A 16695-nucleotide genomic window follows, 5' to 3' on the forward strand; every position below is an offset into this window, starting at 1 on the left:
AGAATGGAAGCTTTGGGAATCCTATTTTAGGCTATTGGAATGGAGCCTTAGCCAATATGTGGAGGAAAGAGGGCTACCGATATAGTAAAACCGATGGTAATGGTATAACCTTCAACCTTCAGGATGGAGATGTGATTTTCTATTATGCCAATAAAAGAGCCTCCGATGATTATCAATCGGGAGGAACCCATTAAAAAACTTTAAGAAGCTCTTTACATATTTATATTCTATATAAAAAAGGATTGGGTAACCCAATCCTTTTTTATTTAATAGTAATGTAGAAATTTGCCATTAAATAACATAAGAATTTCATGATATTCATATCAAAAACAACAAAAGTACTCAAGAGGAGAAGCGCAAACCAGTTGAAAAAAGTCAGCCATTAGGTAGACTGACTTTTAACGTGGCGCTAGCCACTTTTGTCTACTCTTAATGAGATCTTTGATATAGTGGACTATACTAAAATATTGATATTGCTATTGGTAGTATAGGCCTTAATGCTGCAGATGTGACTACAACCATTGAAATTTTCGGTGGCGCCAGTGATTTTAATAGAGGAACCACTTCTATGGTTTTCTGAGTAATTTAAAGGAATCATTGATTTAATGGAACCATTACTGGTGCCTGCCTCTAGACTGAAGGCGATACTATCTATTTCTGGAACATAGATATCAATCTTTCCATTGGAGGTTTTTAAATGTAATTCCCTCAATTCCTTATATTCTAAATCTGTAGTAATGATTTTACCATTGGTGGTTAAGGCTTCAATTTTACTAGATTTTACTTCATTTAGCTCCATCTTTCCATTGGTGGTAGATGCTAATACTTGGTTGGCTTGGAGGTCCTCAAGCTTTATTTTCCCATTGGCAGTAGAACAGCTTACTTCCTTTTCAACCTTTAGCTTCCTTAAATATATTGGGGCATTTTTTGTAAAGCACTGGAGTTTGCCACTGGTTACACCTTCAATATGAATAGATGCATTTTTACTTTCTGCCTTTATCGTGTCATATAACCTATGGGGCAGTGTAATTTCTAATTGTAGAACAAGTTTTTCTAAATCCTTTGGAAAAACTGATAGAGAATCTCCTACCTTTTTTACCTGCATAATGGGATGATTCTTTTCATAGGTCTCTTCCTTAGCTCTAATGTATGCCCTTATTTGGGTTTTATCTTCCTCCCATGAAGAAATGGTGATTTTCCCATTAATGGCCTTAAAGCTTAGAGCGGTTATTTCATCGGATATTACTTCCTCAAAAATCTCCTCATAGCTCTTATAATTTGAATCTATATCCATCCTTGATAGGGATTCGAAATCTACATTTTTTTCAACAAAATCCATGATTTTTTCGGCGAAGCCCACTGACTTTTCAGCCAATTGAGCCCCTAAATGGCTCATTTTATCCCCGAATCTTTCTCCGAAGTCATCCATTCTTTCACCAAAATCGTCCATCTTCTTACTAAAATCTGAGGCATGAACATGAATGGTTTTACTTTTATTACGATCCTCGCGGCTACTTTCCTTTGAATACTTGTTGGAGCTTTGGGTTGAATCTTCGCCAAGGGCATCCAAAAGCTTTTCCGCCTCTTCATGAGAAATTTTTCCTTCCTCCAGAAGTCTTAAAATCATTAATCTTTCTTCACTCATTCCTACATCTCCCTTCTTCTACTCCTTTAATAGTTTTACTGCCTCATCAGCAGTAATTTCTCCCCTGCTTAGCTTTTCTAGAACTTCCTTCCTACCCTCTGTAGCTACAGGGGAAGGTTTGTGACCTAATGCCTCGATTACTGCCTCTAGCTTACTTCTAACCGTTGGATAGGATATCCCCAGCTCTCGCTCAATTTCCTTTATGTTTCCTCTGTTTTTAATAAAGACATCAACGAAATCCTTATTCTCCTTAGACAATCTAGAAAACTTACATAATTGAAATTCTCCCTCAATTGTGGTGTGGCAGTTGGAGCATTTAAGCTTAGCTACATATAGGCTGCTATTGCAAACTGGACACTGGCCTAAGACTTCCTTTCTCATGTTATCAGCTCCTTATAAATATGGTATAATTTTCTGCTATTTAACTACATATTACAGGTTAACATTTAATATGTCAATTAAAATATTAAATAAATTAATATTAACTTTAAATATTTTTAAAATAGTTAACATTGAGATTAATATATTTAATGCACCAGGCCTTTGATTATATAGATTTTATAAATGGTATATAATATAATAATAGATAGATTTGATACTATGAAGACGACAATAGATTGAAGATATAGGAGAGTATTGATATACTTAGTATTAGAATATTAAATATTGGAGGAAATAAGATGGATAAGCAAATAGATGCAAGAGGAATGAATTGCCCCCTTCCAGTTATACACACAAAAAAAGCTCTAGAGGGAATCGACGAGGGTAAGGTTACAACCATTGTAGATAATGAGGTTGCTAAGGAAAATGTAGCAAAGCTGGCAAAGAGCCTCACTTTAGAAGTTGATATAAAAGAAAGCCAAGGACATTACTATATAGATATATTTAAGGGTCAGCAAACAATAGGGGAAATAACAACCTTTGTTACGGAGGACGATAATCCTAAAAAAGACTTAGTGATTCTGATAACCACAGAGGTTTTTGGAGAAGGAGAAGAAGAGCTAGGCAAGATCTTAATGAAGGGATACATCTATGCATTAACGGAGGTAAGGCCCTATCCAAAATCCATTATTTTTCTAAACAATGGAGTTAAGCTGACGGTAGAGGGATCTCCGGTAATTGAGCATTTAATAGCTTTAGAGGCTAATGGTGTTGAAATTTTAGCCTGTGGGACATGCTTAGATTATTATAAATTAAAGAATAAGCTTTTAGTTGGTAGCATTAGTAATATGTACACCATAGCTGAGAAGTTAAACAATAGCAAAAATACCATCAAGCTTTAGTTAGAATAGGAGATATATAAATGCACGTAATAGTTTTTGATTCAACCCATGCGGCCATATCTGCAGAAAAAACCCTTAAAGAGTTAAACATTCCGATAGAAATCATTCCTACACCAAGGGAAATAACCGCCAGTTGTGGTCTTTCAATCCTTTTTGATAAGAGTTATATGAACTTAATAAAAGAAGAAATCACAAAGGAAAAGCTCTCTATTAATGGTGTCTATCTACTTGAAAAGAGGGGTATAGAAAAGCACGTTGATAGAATTATGTAATTAAGGAGGGGGAGTATTGATTTTATCAGAGATTAAAAAGCTAGCTGTTGATACCTTTGAATTTATTAGGGATCCTGAGCAGCTTTCCCATTATTTTGGTAAGTTTATTAGTGTAATTTTGATTTTTGTAATAGCTAGGATTAGTATTAAGCTTCTGCATTCTATTGTTAACAGTTTTTTTCAAACGAAGATCTTTACAAAGAGTGGAAGCAGTAAGTTTGCAGTTGATATACCTAGAATGGAAACCCTAAAGGGGCTAATTAAGAGTATTTCTAAGTATATCATCTATTTTATCGCCTTCGCAACCATCCTAGATTCAATAGGCTTTGAAATAGGAACCCTTATAGCTGCAGCTGGTATAGGAGGTTTAGCCATAGGCTTTGGGGCACAAAACTTAGTAAAGGATATTATAACTGGTTTTTTCATACTATTTGAGGACCAATTTAGTGTTGGACATTATGTTGAAATTGATAGTGCCTCTGGTATTGTAGAGGAAATGGCCCTTAGGGTAACTAAGTTGAGGGATTTCAATGGAGACCTTCATATAATCCCTAATGGACAAATTAACAAGGTTACCAATCGTAGTGTTGGCAACATGAGGGCATTGGTGGAAATATCCATTGCATACGAAGAGGATATCAACAAGGCCTTAGAGGTATTAAATAAAGAATCAGAAAAAATCCGACAAGAGAATCCTCAAATTGTTGAAGGGCCAATTGTATTAGGGGTATCCAGCTTGGCGGCTTCAGAGGTGGTTATAACCATAATCGCCAAGACCATTCCTATGGAGCAATGGGCAGTGGAGAGATTGATGCGCAAGACCTTTAAAGAGGCCTTTGATAGAGAGGATATAGAAATACCTTATCCAAGAACCGTATTAATTGATAAGAACTTATAACCAAAGGAGCTCTCTGAGCTCCTTGATTTTTGCCGATTTGACATCTATTTCTATCTCATATATCATATTAATATTATGATATATATTTATGTTTTTCAGCAGATATCAATGGGGAGACCTTTACATGAGCTAGTGAAGGAATTATCCACCAATTCAAAAAGGGGAGAGATAATCATGAAGAAATTCTTTAAGACCTCGGGCTTTATTTTGCTATACCTTGCCATTTACTTTATTTTACAGTTGGTTTATTTAATCGGGGCCATGGTTGTATCGATGGTTTCTACAATGTCAAATAACCCAGATATAGATCAAAGTGCATTAATAAATCATACCGTTACAAGGATCAATAATCATATCCTTCCAGCTATTATAGTTGCCGCAATCATATCCTTTGGAATTTATTATTTAATATGTAGAGGTAGAAAAACCACAATATTTAAGGTATGTGAATTCAATAGGATTTCCCTTCAGAAGGTAGCCCTTATGATCCCAGCTGCAATATCTTTGGGCTTTGTTGTGGGCTTTTTAATATCAAAGGTTTATAGTTTAGGGATACTAGATGAAGCCTTTTCTACCCATCAAGATTTAATGGGAGATATAATGGGAGGCAGTACCATCATGACGTTTTTAGCAGTAGGTCTGATGGGACCCTTTATCGAAGAAGTCATTTTTAGGGGCCTTATTTATAAGGAACTAAGGGGTAGCCTAAGTATAATTCCAGCTTTAATTATTCAGGCAGTGTTATTTGGACTTTATCATATGCAAGTAATACAAGCTATTTATTCAGTTTTCATTGGGATAGCCTTTGGACTTGTATTCATTTGGTTTAAATCCATCTGGGCACCAGTTATACTCCATGTGGTTTACAATTCCACCTTTGTAGTTTTAAGTAGGATACCTGAAGGCAGCTTTATAGACCAATATCCAAACCTCGTCTTTATAATAAACCTTGTAATCTTAATAACTAGCTTTATATTCCTTTACAAGGAAAGGATTGTTGAAGTAGAAGATGCTGAAGAACCAACGATAACTAACGATAATATATTAGAAGTATAGAAGAAGCTGAGGGAGGATAAATCCTCCCTCAGACTGTTGAAAAACTATCATATTCTTTGTTGCTGCAGAAATCCAACACTCTTGCGTATTGTTGTATACGCTGCAACCGCTGGATTCCTTTGCGCCTCGACTCTAACAGCTTTTGAACAGTCTGGATGTTGTCGACTTTTTCAACAACCTCAGGGAGGCTTTATCCTCCCTTTTTCTGTGGTTTTATTCAAATCTTTTTAAGTTTTCTCTATTAAAAACCCACTCTGGGGTTCTTAAGGTTTCGCCAAAGCTTAAAGAATACCAAGGAGAAAGGTACTCATCCATAGGATTTACTAAAATTTGTGTCTCTTGAGCTGGCATATAGCTTTGGGCTAAAAGAAAAATAACCTCTCCTGTAGTTTCATTTCTAGCCATATCCACCACAACAACAGCATGACCAGGGCTGCCACCCTGAATAAATACATCTCCTATTTTCATATCCTCAACAGCTACAGCCATTAACTCATTTTCTAAAGAAATGGTACCTGCGTAGGCAAATACAATATTTAAGTACTTCTTAAAGCTATCATAGTTGTTGGAGGCCTCTGCAGTTTTTACCCATTTAACATCATTTCCAGAAGCAGAAACTCTATAGCCCTCCATCCATTTGCTGTAATCAGCTCTAAAGCCATTGGTAAAATTAAAGTGAATTTTATCGATTTCTCCTCTTTCATAAAAATATTCAGCCCTTAATCGAATAATGGCATCAGCACATTGCTGAAGGTCTCGATCATCGATATCCATATCAACAACCCCTATGTAAACTCCACTTTTATTTTTAGTCCTGCCATCATAATAGGATACCTTTGTTCCATGGGCCTTTAATGGCAGTCTTCTCAAATAGGCAGCAAAGGAGCCCTCCTCCACCTCAAGTCTTTCAAAACCCTCTGGCAAAAGGAACCGCTCTTCTATTGTGGTTCCCTCTTCATTTATAAAATTGGGCTTAGGAGTGAAGGGGTTAGATATTTCAGAGCCCTCTTCAGGATTTCCTTTTTGAGAGCTACAACCCACAATTAGAGCTAATACTATTATAAAGAGCATTAATTTTTTCATAGACACTTCCTCTTTTCAATATAGGAATATTTTCTAGTCACTTATAACGTTATTATATCAGTATTGCTAATCAATATGTGGTTATACAATAAAAAACATTTTTATTTTATTGGATAAATGGTTTTAAATAGGTTCCTTTATGTTTGTCGAAAAAAGCAAATGGAAACTTGGTGAAATTTAGAAAAAATTGTTTTATAATGTAAACACAGCTCTTTGAGATACTTAAAGCTATTCCAAGTCTTTGGGGAGCTAGATGCTAAAAAAATAATAAAACTTTTTAAAGAAGAAAGCTAGTAGCCTTAGTAGTTTGAGGCTACTACCTAACAAGAATTAGTCGGATATAAAATAATATTACTATTAGAGTTAAGTTGGAGGATAATTAATGTGTTTATTAAGAACATTATGGCGAGTGATTAAATACATGCTAATATTTCTTTTGTTCAGAGAAGCAAGTATCTTAATTTTTTCATTTTTAACAGATCACATATTGACCTCAGTAAAACATGTTAATGACGTCAATTGGATTAGGAGGGAGTTAATAAAAAATAAAACTGCTATAACTTATGTTATATCAGCAGTAAGTTCACTTTTAGTTTTTAGCCAAATGATAAAAAGAAAAAAAATGAACATATATGAGATCTGCCATTTCACAAAATTACCAAAAGATAAAGCTATTATATCATTTATAGCAGGGATAGCACTAATCTTTTGTTCTTCAATAGTTTTAGCTATTATAAGATCTATATTACCAGCGGCGTACGAATCTCATGCAGAAAATATTAATTTATTAACGCAGGGTGGTACTTTTCAATTGCTTTTATTTGGTGGTATTATTGCACCACTGTTCGAAGAAGTTATGATAAGGGGTTTGATCTTTAATGAATTTTTAAAAACAGTATCTATTAAAAAAGCTATTTTAGCTCAGGCTATTATATTTGGTATTTTACATTTCAATTTAACACAAGGGGTCTATACAACCATTCTGGGAATATTTTATGGGCTGGCCTTCTATTGGACGGGATCAATTTGGTCCCCAGTCTTGATGCATATGAGTGGTAATCTATTTACTTTAGGAATGAGCATTATAGGACAAAACATAGTCAAGGTTAACCCTATTGCCATTGGGGTGATTACAGTATTCATGTTGTTCTGCGTGTTTGTTCTAACTCCATATACATTTAGCTATTTATATAGAAAACGGGTTACGTATAAAAATATCGATAGATAGATATGAGAGAAACTTGGGGACAGGTTCACTGTCCCACTCCAATTTTATTATATTCGATATAGGATTTTAAATATGTTTCTTTATGTTTGTCGAAAAAAGCAGATTGAAAATTGGTGAAATATAGAAAGAAATGGGATTAAGGCTTTAACAAACAAAATATAGATTAACCCCATATAATTCCAACAATTCTATCTCATATGATGTTTTCCCTAGAACTATCATATGTAACCTTCTTTTAGGGGAGGAGGTTGGGGTGTTGGATTATTAAAATATAAAATAAAGGAGGGAAAAAGATGTTTAAAGAATTAAAAAGTGATGAATTAATTGAACTTAATGGCGGAAAATTAGATACTTGGGAGAAAGAAGTTATTCTTCAGACAGGAGTTGCCACAGTTCTTGCAGTTGCGTCAGCTCCGGCAGCTGTACCAATAGCTACAGCAGCTTTGATTTCTTATTGTATAAATAATGATAATAAGAACTTTTCCTTAAAAAATAAAGGTTGGGAAGATTACGCAAGAAGATATAGACGATAATTTAGGTTACTAATATGCAGAGGATTATATCTATAGTTCATCATATAATCCTCTGCCTCACAATAAAACTATATCAAATATTATAATTACATCTGAGCACTGAGAGTTATTACACTTTTAAATACTGAATAATATATTAGTATAATAATTTAGTTAGGGTAGCAAAATGGCATTGAACTAAGGGAATACAATTACTCCATATTTCATACTGCTAATAATAAAAATAAGAAAGTGTTTATTACTTGTTATTATTTGTAAATTTAAATTTATGTAGTTAAGCTAATTATTATATTTAATAGATTAACAATATATGTATAGTGAAGGGAGTTTTTATATGGGATATTATCATGTTTTAATATTTTCTATTACTTTAGTAATTGAGTACATGTTATTAAGAAAATTTTTTTATGGGAAGATTACCAAAACTAATACTAAGAAATATGTTTTGACTTTAGCTATAATGATAATAAGTTTGTTTGCAATAAATAGAATAGGAATTATCGATTTTATATTCAGAGCCCCTTATATTAGCGTCATTTTAGCTACAATAATATGCTTAATTATTATAAAAGGTGAAAGTATTAATCAAGCTAAAGGTAAAAGTAACAATTAAAAAAAGGGGACAGTACGCTGTCCCGCTATCTCAATCACTAGACAAAAAAGTCAGGTTAATTTATAAATATAAACAGTTATATCAGTAACTTACAGTATTTAAAGGCCGAGTATAGCAATATAGTGAGCTCTAAAAATACATAAAACTATTACGGAAAAGATTATTTAGTTCCAGGTATTACACTTCAGTAGTTATTAAGAAGTAGCTGAGATGCCAAGGGGTATTGATTTAGCAAGTAGAGAATTCTAATATTATATGAACAAACGGAGGAAGTAATGTTTAAGAAATTATTTAACGATCTATTTAACATTAATATGAAGTATTTACTGAGAAAATACCACTGCATCAAGCAACACGACATTACTGATTGCGGAGCTGCCTGTCTAGCCACTATATCAAAGCAGTATGGCTTAAAGATACCCATAACAAAGATTAGAGAAGTGGCAGGCACAGACAAACAGGGTACAAATGCCTATGGCGTTATTAAGGCAGCGGAACAGTTGGGCTTTACAGCTAAAGGAGTGAAGGGCGACAAAGAGGCTTTTTTCACTGAATTTCCACTTCCTGCTATAGCCCATGTAGTTGTAGATAGTTCGCTATTACATTATGTTGTTATACATAGAATTGCTAAAACAGAGGTTATTGTAGCTGATCCTGGAAAAGGGATTGTTAAGTACAAACCTGAGGAATTCTTCAAAATATGGACAGGGGTTCTTATATTAATGGTACCTAATATGGGTTTCCAAAAGGGAGACGATACTAAAGGAATTTTTAAAAGGTTTTTTGGTCTTTTAAAACCCCAAAAGGTACTGTTATTACATATTTTCTTAGCCTCCCTATTATACACCCTATTGGGGATACTAGGCTCTTTTTACTTCAAATTCTTACTTGATGATATTTTACAGTATAATTTAAAGAAAACCCTCCATATAATTTCAATTGGAATAATCATACTTAATGTATTTAAAATACTTTTAGATGCCTTCCGGGCCCACTTAATGCTTTATTTAAGTCAAAGGCTTGATATACCTTTAATTTTGGGCTATTATCAGCATGTACTGGAATTGCCTATGAACTTTTTTGGGACAAGGAAGGTAGGAGAAATCATAGCAAGATTTATGGATGCTTCTAAGGTAAGGGAAGCAATTTCAGGGGCAACCTTAACAATAATGATTGATACCTTAATGGCTATTGTAGGGGGAGTAATTTTATATACTCAAAACACAACCCTCTTTGGAATTACTGTAACAATTGCCCTATTATATGGAGGAATTGTTTTTGCGTTTAACAAACCCATTAAAGATATTAATAGAAGGCAGATGGAGGATAACGCCCAATTAACATCCTATCTTGTGGAGTCATTAAACGGTATTGAAACCGTTAAGTCCTTCAATATTGAAAGAAAAGTAAATATAGAAACGGAAAAGAAATTTGTTAACTACTTAAAAGTGTGTTTAAAGGTGGAATTATTGGCAACCTTCAAAGCTCCCTTTCAAGTATAATAGCATCAGTGGGGGGCATAGCAATATTATGGGTTGGAGCCTACAATGTAATTAATGGTAATTTGACAGCTGGGCAGTTGATAGCCTTTAACGCCCTTCTTGCATATTTCCTTGAGCCAATTCAGAATCTTATTAATCTACAACCAATGATGCAAACTGCAATTGTAGCCTCCGACAGGCTAGGTGAAGTCCTTGATCTTGAATTAGAAAAAAAGGACGATGAAAACCAAAAAATAAAACCATCAACCTTAAAGGGAAAAATAGAAATAAAAAATGTTGATTTTAGATATGGGACAAGACAATTGGTCTTAAAAAATATAAGCATGACTATTAATCCCGGAGAAAAGATTGCTTTGGTTGGGGAAAGTGGTTCGGGAAAAACAACCCTAGTTAAACTCCTTTTAAATTTCTACGACTGGGAAAAGGGAGATATATTAGTTAATAACTATAATATAAAGGATATTAATTTAGATACTCTCAGAGGAAAGATCGCATATATTTCCCAAGATATATTTTTATTTAGTGGAACAATAAAGGAAAATCTTTTAATGGGGAATTTAGATGCAGAGCTAGAGGAGGTAATAGAAGCTTCTAAACTAGCTAAGGCCCATGATTTTATAAATGAATTTCCATTAAGATATGAAACAATGTTGGAGGAAAATGGAACAAATATTTCTGGCGGACAAAAACAAAGACTTGCAATTGCTAGAGCCATCCTGAAAAATCCTGATATCTTTATTATGGACGAGGCCACCAGCAATCTAGACTCCATTACCGAAAAGGCCATTGAAAGAACTATAGACAAATTGAGTGAGGGTGTAACTACCATTATAATAGCCCACAGATTAAGTACTATTAAAAGGTGTGATAAGATTTATGTTATGGAGAAAGGGAAATTTATTGAAGCAGGGACTCATAAGGAGTTGATGGAGAGTAAAGGTAAATATCATAAACTATGGAAAGAACAGCTTCCTGACACTGAAGAATTAATACAAGAATGTGAAGCAGGAGGTGTAGTTTAATATGAAGGGTATAATACAGGATATCAAAGATTTAACCGATAGCAGAGAATTGCTATTATCAAAACCCCATCCTTTTATTTCAATATTTATTTACCTACTTATAATAATTATTACAACAGCTACATTATGGACATATTTTGGCGAAATGGATATTTATATTAAGACAAGTGGAGTGGTAAGGCCCAGTGAAACTGTAAGTACAATAACTAATAAGGTATCGGGGAATATTATTGAAATTCATTATTCAGAGGGAAAAAAAGTTCAACTGGGAGATTTATTATATATTATAGATAATTCTCAGATGATATTAGAAAGGGATGCCGTTGCGTGGGAGCTTAAAATAGCTTCACAGGAGCTTGGTAACCTTATTAAATTCAGTGAAAACATAGATTCCGTAGAAAACCCTTTTAATAAAGATGTTGAGGAAGAGGAGGATTACTATTATAAATTCTTAAAATATAGAACTGATTATGATCTGGAATTAAAGAGATTAGAATTAGAAAGCAACAGAGTCGAGTTAGACATTAACCAGTATACTTATTTAAGCAAACAATTGGATAATCTAATAAAACTAAGAGAATCAATAATTGTAAAATCAAATTTATTTGGAGAATCCAACTCAATTTTTTATACAAAATATGAAATATATAGACAGAATATTGAAGAACTTGAAACACTTATGGCAATTAATGAAAATGAATATGAAGTTGCTAAAGTGCTTTTTAACTCTGGGGGGATTTCCAAAAAGGAGCTTGAAGATAAAGAGAATACAGTTAAGCAAATGGATCTAGATCTAAAAAAATATAAAAATGATTATTCGCTATCAGTATATAGCTCAATTGAGGAAATTGAAGTTAGATTAAGGGAGCTTCGAATTAATATTTTAAATAATGAAGTAGGACTAGAAGTGTCTAATTTAACACCCGAAAAGCACAAAATTGATACACTGATTCAAATCGATGACAAGATTAATTCATTATTAGATAAGGTTGAAAGATTAGAAAAGGACTTAGAAAAGCATGAAATAGCCATTAAAGATTCTAGAGTTTCATCACCTAGAGATGGAACTGTCAATGTAAATGTAGAACTAAGCGAAGGAGATTATCTGCAAAATGGGATAGAGGTTTTAACCATAGTGCCAGAGACGGGTTCTAAATTTAAAGTTCAGCTTTTTGTTTCTAATAAAGATATAGCTTCCATAAAGGTTGGGGACGAGGTTAAATATCACTTTCAAGCATTACCCTATAGAGAGTATGGAGAATTAACTGGCGAAATAACATCCATAAGTACAGATGCTAAAATCGATAATCAGAGGACTGTAAGCTATTATATTGTAGAGGCTTCAATAGACAACAAGCCCCTTTATAGTTATAAGGGGGCAAGGCTGAAGTAAAAGTAGGTATGCTGAGTGAGGCACAGGTAATAACTAAATCAAAGAAAATATTACATTACCTCCTTGAGAAGATTAATTTAAGAGAATAAGTAAATACACTAAGTTATACATTACAATAGAATTGAAGGACTTATTATCTTTTGTAGAGGTGATCAAATGAAAAATGTTTTGTTATACTTTTTGTTGATAGTACTATTTTTACCACCTCTTCTTATGTTTCTCCCAATTGCTTTCTTTATGATTTTACTCTTGTTACCCTTAATCCCATACTTTATTTCCCTGGAAGTAATAGAAAAAGCCACTAAGGGTTTAATTTCATCTTCTAACCCTGAAAAAGAAGGTAAAAAGAAAAGTTTACCTTGGATTCATCCCTATTTAGCAATTATCGCCATTATAATGGCAATAGTTATAATAATTCGATGGGATGGACTTCTCTATGGGCTGGCTTATATAGCATTTTTCTTATTGAGTAGTTTAGGATTATATACATATAAATAAAATTTAATAAAGTAAAAACCTAAACAATCTTCCATTATTTGCTCTTTACCCTTATAATTATAAAAGAAAGATTAGGCTCTTCTAAGAAAGGAGAATACAAATGAAATTGAAGAAACTAGTTCTATGTATAATTGTTATAGTTTTAACAATGGCAGTTATACAAACACCACTGCTTTATACCTTGGCAAATGAAACACTAGAAATTGAGCATTATGAAATGGATTTATGGGCTGTTGAAGAAGTTGGAATGGCAAAGCTATATAGCTTTGCAGACGAGAGTATCCTGCATAGCTTTAGAAATCACATAACAAAACAAGAACTAACAAATTTAAGCATGAACTTATATGGGAAGCTAACAGAAAATATTGATAATCAAGAGGCTTTAAACATCTTCAACAATCAACTGGTGAATACTCTTTGGAAAGAGGGCTTTGACGCAACTACATTGGCAACTAGAGAAGAAGTTGGACATGCTTTATACTATGTTATAAAGACATCAGCACCGGAGTTGGATTATACTGTATTAGAAAATACAAACCATAAAGATATAGCAGACTTAGGGGAAGAAGCTAAAAAGGCAATAGGCTACATAGTAGATAAGGGGATACTAAGGGGCAAAGGTAATAATAATTTAGACTTAAGAACTAATTGTAGTCGTCAAGAGATCCTTGTACTTGCAAAAAGAGTCTATGAACATGTAATCCACGAAACTGGCAGAGCATCAAAGGGTTACTTTTATAAAGTAACAGGAGAAAATAGCCAAGTGTACATATTGGGTTCAATTCATATAGCAGATATTAGTATATACCCATTACATAAGGAGATTGAAGAAGCCTTTAGCATAGCAGATTACTTAGCAGTAGAGGCAGATGTAACAAACATGAATGACGACATTGAATATATGCAGCAGAAGGCAGTGTTTTTGGATGGGACAACCATTGATATGGTTATAGCCCCAGAGACATATAAACTATACGCAGAAAAATTGGAAGAATACGGGTTCACGCCAGAGGTTTATAACATTTTAAAGCCTTGGTATGCTGCAATGTTAGTTCAAAACCTTAGTTTAGAGGAAGTATCCTTTAGTGCAGGTCTTGGAATAGATATGTACTTTTTATCAAAAGGACAAGGCAATAAAGAAATTTTAGAGATAGAAGGGTTACCCTTTCAAGTAGATTTATTTGATAACTTTTCAGCAGAAATTCAAGAAGCATTCTTGATAGAGGCCCTATCTAGCAGTGAAAAGACTACTGAAGGAAGTAGTGCTGGAGTAGATTCAATGAAAGAAATGCTGTTAGCATGGAAGCATGGAGACGTAGAGGCACTAGAGACGATACTTGAAACAACAGATAAATCTGAGGATGCCAACGACTTTAACAATAAATTCTGGATTGAAAGAAATAAAAATATGACTGAGAAGATAATAAGCTACCTATCAGATGAAAACCAAAAGACTTATATGGTAATAGTAGGAGCCGGACATTTAGTGGGGGAAACGGGAATAGTAAAAGAGCTTATAGAATTGGGCTATACATTAGAGATGGTTCAATAGCTACAGTCCATAAAAAAGATAGAAGAGAACCCATGGGTATAGGAGTACTTATGGGTTCATTTAATGTTTTCAGAGATATCATTAGCATTATTCAAAGATTGACGTAGGATGGGATTTATTGTAGAATAATCGTGAAAGGGAGTGACAAAGGAAATGTACCACAAACCTGGGAAAAAGCAAGGTTGCCAATTTAAGAATCTATACGATTATTACCATCTTAGGCCCTAATCCAGTAGCCGACATACTGTTTTGGTCTTTTTTTGTTTATAATTCCTAGGAGAGGCAAGGTTTTCGTTACTGATATTGGATTTTTATTCATCTTAGTTACAGTGAATGCTTTTTTCGCTGCAGGGACATTTCGTAATCACTCAATCGGCTGATACAGTTGATAAAAGGAGGACCAATGGAGCTACAATATATAAATAAAAAGAAGTTCATTGTCAATGTGATTTATTTTTTTCTAATAATATTACTAGCATATGTTGTTATGAAATATGCCATCACGTTGATAGGCCCATTTATATTTGCATTTATAATCGCATTTATACTGAAAAAGCCAGCAAAAGCAATTTCCTCAAGAATTAAAGTGCCTCATAAGCTTGTATCATTCTCTCTTGTTTTGATTTTCTACAGTACTGTGGGGGTTTTGATATCACTGATTAGTCTAAAGCTTATTTCAACGGTTACAAAAGTGATTTATCAAATACCCAGTATATATGAAAATCAGTTAATACCGTTTTTGACAAGTACTTTTTATGGTATTGAAAAGGCTGTATATCGCCTAGATCCAGCTCTTGTAAAGGTTCTAAATGATGGTTTTAACCAGCTGGTTAATTCCCTTGGGGAGAACATTACAAATACTTCGCTGGCACTGGTAGGCTCCTTGTCGGATATAGCATCATCCTTTCCGGCATTCTTGATTAAAATTCTACTAATGGTTATCTCCACATTTTTTATTGCCATGGACTTTGATGTGCTGACTTCATTTATTTTAAGGCAATTTTCCCATAAAGGGAATGAAATTATACAAACAATCATGCAGTATATGGTGAATACCCTTTTCGTGGTGATTCGTTCGTATATCATCATTATGTCGATTACTTTTATTGAATTGTCCATAGGTCTATCGATAATAGGGATTCCAAATGCCATCTTGATTGCCTTTCTAATTGCATTATTCGATATTTTACCTGTCCTGGGGACGGGTGGAATCATGATTCCGTGGGTAATTTTTACAATTTTCCAAGGTGATTACAAAATTGCTTTTGCTTTACTGGCAGTTTATGTTTTCATTACAATCATTAGGAATATTCTTGAGCCAAAGATTGTGGGAAAACAATTGGGATTGCACCCTGTTGTTGCATTAATGAGTATGTTTATCGGTGCCAACCTTGTTGGTATTATTGGCTTATTTGGATTTCCAATTATTTTATCCCTTCTTAAACACTTGAATGATAAAGGCTTATTAAAAATGTTTAAGTGAGGTATTGAAGGGAAATAAAAAACTACATCGGGGGACCCTATATGGACTTAGAATTAGATAAATACACAAAGGAAGAAAGAATCATCAGTATAAAAAGAGCCAATATTGTGGCGATATTTTTAATGATTGGCTTGTTTCTGTTAGTAGCACCAATTTATTATATTCTTTGGAAGGAAAACATGATGAAGGGATTTAATTTCAGTGAGGGTAGTCTGTTAAACCTGATATACCAGATTGGCTTCATTGTTATGTTAACCTTGATTCATGAATTCTTACATGTTGTGGGCTTTATAATAGCTCCAGGTGTAGGGCTAAAGGATACAAAAATAGGAGTCTTCTGGAAAAAGCTTACACCCTACGCCCATTGCAAGGTGCATTTAAGACTAGATTATTATAAATTTGCCTTATTATTACCCAATGTTGCCCTAGGGGTTGTTCCCCTTATGTTGGGAATTATAATTGGAAGTAACATAATGGCCTTTTGGGGAGGTTTTATGTTTGTTTGTGGAGTAGGAGATTTTATGATTTTAAACCTTCTTAGAGGGTTACCTAAGGACACCTTAGTTAGTGACCATCCTTCAGAGGGTGGATGTTTAGTATATTTACCAGAGAAATAAAGGCCATCTACATTTAC

The 16695-nt window shown here is 33.8% G+C and carries 17 protein-coding genes; 14 read left to right on the forward strand and 3 right to left on the reverse strand.

The window, feature by feature from the left end:
• The coding region (locus tag F8153_RS15975) for a hypothetical protein (RefSeq protein ID WP_192929635.1) at positions 1-194 on the forward strand (194 nt) is incomplete at its 5' end.
• A 260-nt stretch (positions 195-454) separates the two neighbouring features.
• On the opposite strand, the gene F8153_RS03360 is transcribed toward F8153_RS15975, so the two are convergent.
• The gene (locus F8153_RS03360) at positions 455-1645 is read right to left on the reverse strand and encodes a DUF4097 family beta strand repeat-containing protein (protein WP_151864950.1); all 1191 of its coding nucleotides are present in this window, start codon (positions 1643-1645) and stop codon (positions 455-457) included.
• Between the two features lie 18 nt (positions 1646-1663).
• Complete coding sequence (locus F8153_RS03365; RefSeq protein ID WP_151864951.1) at positions 1664-2026, reverse strand: DUF2089 domain-containing protein; 363 nt, start codon at positions 2024-2026, stop codon at positions 1664-1666.
• A 299-nt stretch (positions 2027-2325) separates the two neighbouring features.
• On the opposite strand from F8153_RS03365, the gene yedF reads away from it, so the two are divergent.
• The 4 genes from yedF (at position 2326) to F8153_RS03385 (ending at position 5154) form a co-directional block, all read left to right on the forward strand.
• Positions 2326-2928 (forward strand): sulfurtransferase-like selenium metabolism protein YedF, encoded by a 603-nt coding sequence (gene yedF, locus F8153_RS03370; RefSeq protein WP_151864952.1) that lies wholly within the window; start codon positions 2326-2328, stop codon positions 2926-2928.
• A gap of 20 nt (positions 2929-2948) precedes the next feature.
• Complete coding sequence (locus F8153_RS03375) at positions 2949-3200, forward strand: DUF3343 domain-containing protein (protein ID WP_151864953.1); 252 nt, start codon at positions 2949-2951, stop codon at positions 3198-3200.
• 16 nt (positions 3201-3216) lie between these two features.
• Positions 3217-4098 (forward strand): mechanosensitive ion channel family protein, encoded by an 882-nt coding sequence (locus F8153_RS03380; RefSeq protein ID WP_207707684.1) that lies wholly within the window; start codon positions 3217-3219, stop codon positions 4096-4098.
• A gap of 75 nt (positions 4099-4173) precedes the next feature.
• A complete protein-coding gene (locus tag F8153_RS03385; protein ID WP_151864954.1) occupies positions 4174-5154 on the forward strand; it encodes a CPBP family intramembrane glutamic endopeptidase in 981 nt (326 codons plus the stop codon).
• A 213-nt stretch (positions 5155-5367) separates the two neighbouring features.
• Here F8153_RS03385 and F8153_RS03390 read toward each other — a convergent pair whose 3' ends face one another.
• Positions 5368-6237: a DUF4846 domain-containing protein gene (locus tag F8153_RS03390; protein ID WP_151864955.1), complete on the reverse strand. Its 870-nt coding sequence runs from the start codon at positions 6235-6237 to the stop codon at positions 5368-5370.
• 382 nt (positions 6238-6619) lie between these two features.
• On the opposite strand from F8153_RS03390, the gene F8153_RS03395 reads away from it, so the two are divergent.
• The 9 genes from F8153_RS03395 (at position 6620) to F8153_RS03430 (ending at position 16678) form a co-directional block, all read left to right on the forward strand.
• Positions 6620-7465: a CPBP family intramembrane glutamic endopeptidase gene (locus F8153_RS03395; protein ID WP_151864956.1), complete on the forward strand. Its 846-nt coding sequence runs from the start codon at positions 6620-6622 to the stop codon at positions 7463-7465.
• 293 nt (positions 7466-7758) lie between these two features.
• Positions 7759-7998: a hypothetical protein gene (locus F8153_RS03400; protein WP_151864957.1), complete on the forward strand. Its 240-nt coding sequence runs from the start codon at positions 7759-7761 to the stop codon at positions 7996-7998.
• 888 nt (positions 7999-8886) lie between these two features.
• On the forward strand, positions 8887-10113 hold the full coding sequence (locus F8153_RS16635; RefSeq protein WP_330577597.1) for a peptidase domain-containing ABC transporter: 1227 nt from the start codon (positions 8887-8889) through the stop codon (positions 10111-10113).
• Positions 10062-11135, forward strand: coding sequence for a peptidase domain-containing ABC transporter (locus tag F8153_RS16640; protein ID WP_330577598.1), 1074 nt, complete (start codon positions 10062-10064; stop codon positions 11133-11135). Before F8153_RS16635 ends, F8153_RS16640 begins: the two co-directional genes overlap by 52 nt.
• 1 nt (position 11136) lies before the next feature.
• On the forward strand, positions 11137-12528 hold the full coding sequence (locus tag F8153_RS03410; protein ID WP_151864958.1) for an HlyD family efflux transporter periplasmic adaptor subunit: 1392 nt from the start codon (positions 11137-11139) through the stop codon (positions 12526-12528).
• A 156-nt stretch (positions 12529-12684) separates the two neighbouring features.
• Positions 12685-13026 carry a hypothetical protein gene (locus F8153_RS03415; protein ID WP_151864959.1) on the forward strand — a complete coding sequence of 114 codons (342 nt, stop codon included), beginning with the start codon at positions 12685-12687 and terminating at the stop codon, positions 13024-13026.
• Positions 13027-13126: 100 nt separating this feature from the next.
• Positions 13127-14578, forward strand: a complete 1452-nt coding sequence (locus tag F8153_RS03420; protein ID WP_151864960.1) for a TraB/GumN family protein — start codon at positions 13127-13129, stop codon at positions 14576-14578.
• A gap of 403 nt (positions 14579-14981) precedes the next feature.
• Positions 14982-16061 (forward strand): sporulation integral membrane protein YtvI, encoded by a 1080-nt coding sequence (ytvI, locus tag F8153_RS03425; protein ID WP_151864961.1) that lies wholly within the window; start codon positions 14982-14984, stop codon positions 16059-16061.
• A 41-nt stretch (positions 16062-16102) separates the two neighbouring features.
• A complete protein-coding gene (locus F8153_RS03430; RefSeq protein ID WP_151864962.1) occupies positions 16103-16678 on the forward strand; it encodes a DUF3267 domain-containing protein in 576 nt (191 codons plus the stop codon).
• The last annotated feature ends 17 nt before the right edge of the window (positions 16679-16695 follow it).

The sequence above is a fragment of the Alkaliphilus serpentinus genome (genome assembly GCF_009017255.1).
Classification (GTDB): domain Bacteria; phylum Bacillota; class Clostridia; order Peptostreptococcales; family Natronincolaceae; genus Alkaliphilus_D; species Alkaliphilus_D serpentinus.

Bases quoted from the DNA above. Each gene is read 5' to 3' on its own strand.
- F8153_RS03430 (WP_151864962.1), top strand. From the start codon at position 16,103: ATGGACTTAGAATTAGATAAATACACAAAGGAAGAAAGAATCATCAGT.
- F8153_RS03375 (WP_151864953.1), top strand. From the start codon at position 2,949: ATGCACGTAATAGTTTTTGATTCAACCCATGCGGCCATATCTGCAGAA.
- F8153_RS03395 (WP_151864956.1), top strand. From the start codon at position 6,620: ATGTGTTTATTAAGAACATTATGGCGAGTGATTAAATACATGCTAATA.
- ytvI (WP_151864961.1), top strand. From the start codon at position 14,982: ATGGAGCTACAATATATAAATAAAAAGAAGTTCATTGTCAATGTGATT.
- yedF (WP_151864952.1), top strand. From the start codon at position 2,326: ATGGATAAGCAAATAGATGCAAGAGGAATGAATTGCCCCCTTCCAGTT.
- F8153_RS03400 (WP_151864957.1), top strand. From the start codon at position 7,759: ATGTTTAAAGAATTAAAAAGTGATGAATTAATTGAACTTAATGGCGGA.
- F8153_RS03420 (WP_151864960.1), top strand. From the start codon at position 13,127: ATGAAATTGAAGAAACTAGTTCTATGTATAATTGTTATAGTTTTAACA.
- F8153_RS03360 (WP_151864950.1), bottom strand. From the start codon at position 1,645: ATGAGTGAAGAAAGATTAATGATTTTAAGACTTCTGGAGGAAGGAAAA.
- F8153_RS03410 (WP_151864958.1), top strand. From the start codon at position 11,137: ATGAAGGGTATAATACAGGATATCAAAGATTTAACCGATAGCAGAGAA.
- F8153_RS16635 (WP_330577597.1), top strand. From the start codon at position 8,887: ATGTTTAAGAAATTATTTAACGATCTATTTAACATTAATATGAAGTAT.
- F8153_RS03365 (WP_151864951.1), bottom strand. From the start codon at position 2,026: ATGAGAAAGGAAGTCTTAGGCCAGTGTCCAGTTTGCAATAGCAGCCTA.
- F8153_RS03390 (WP_151864955.1), bottom strand. From the start codon at position 6,237: ATGAAAAAATTAATGCTCTTTATAATAGTATTAGCTCTAATTGTGGGT.
- F8153_RS03415 (WP_151864959.1), top strand. From the start codon at position 12,685: ATGAAAAATGTTTTGTTATACTTTTTGTTGATAGTACTATTTTTACCA.
- F8153_RS03385 (WP_151864954.1), top strand. From the start codon at position 4,174: ATGATATATATTTATGTTTTTCAGCAGATATCAATGGGGAGACCTTTA.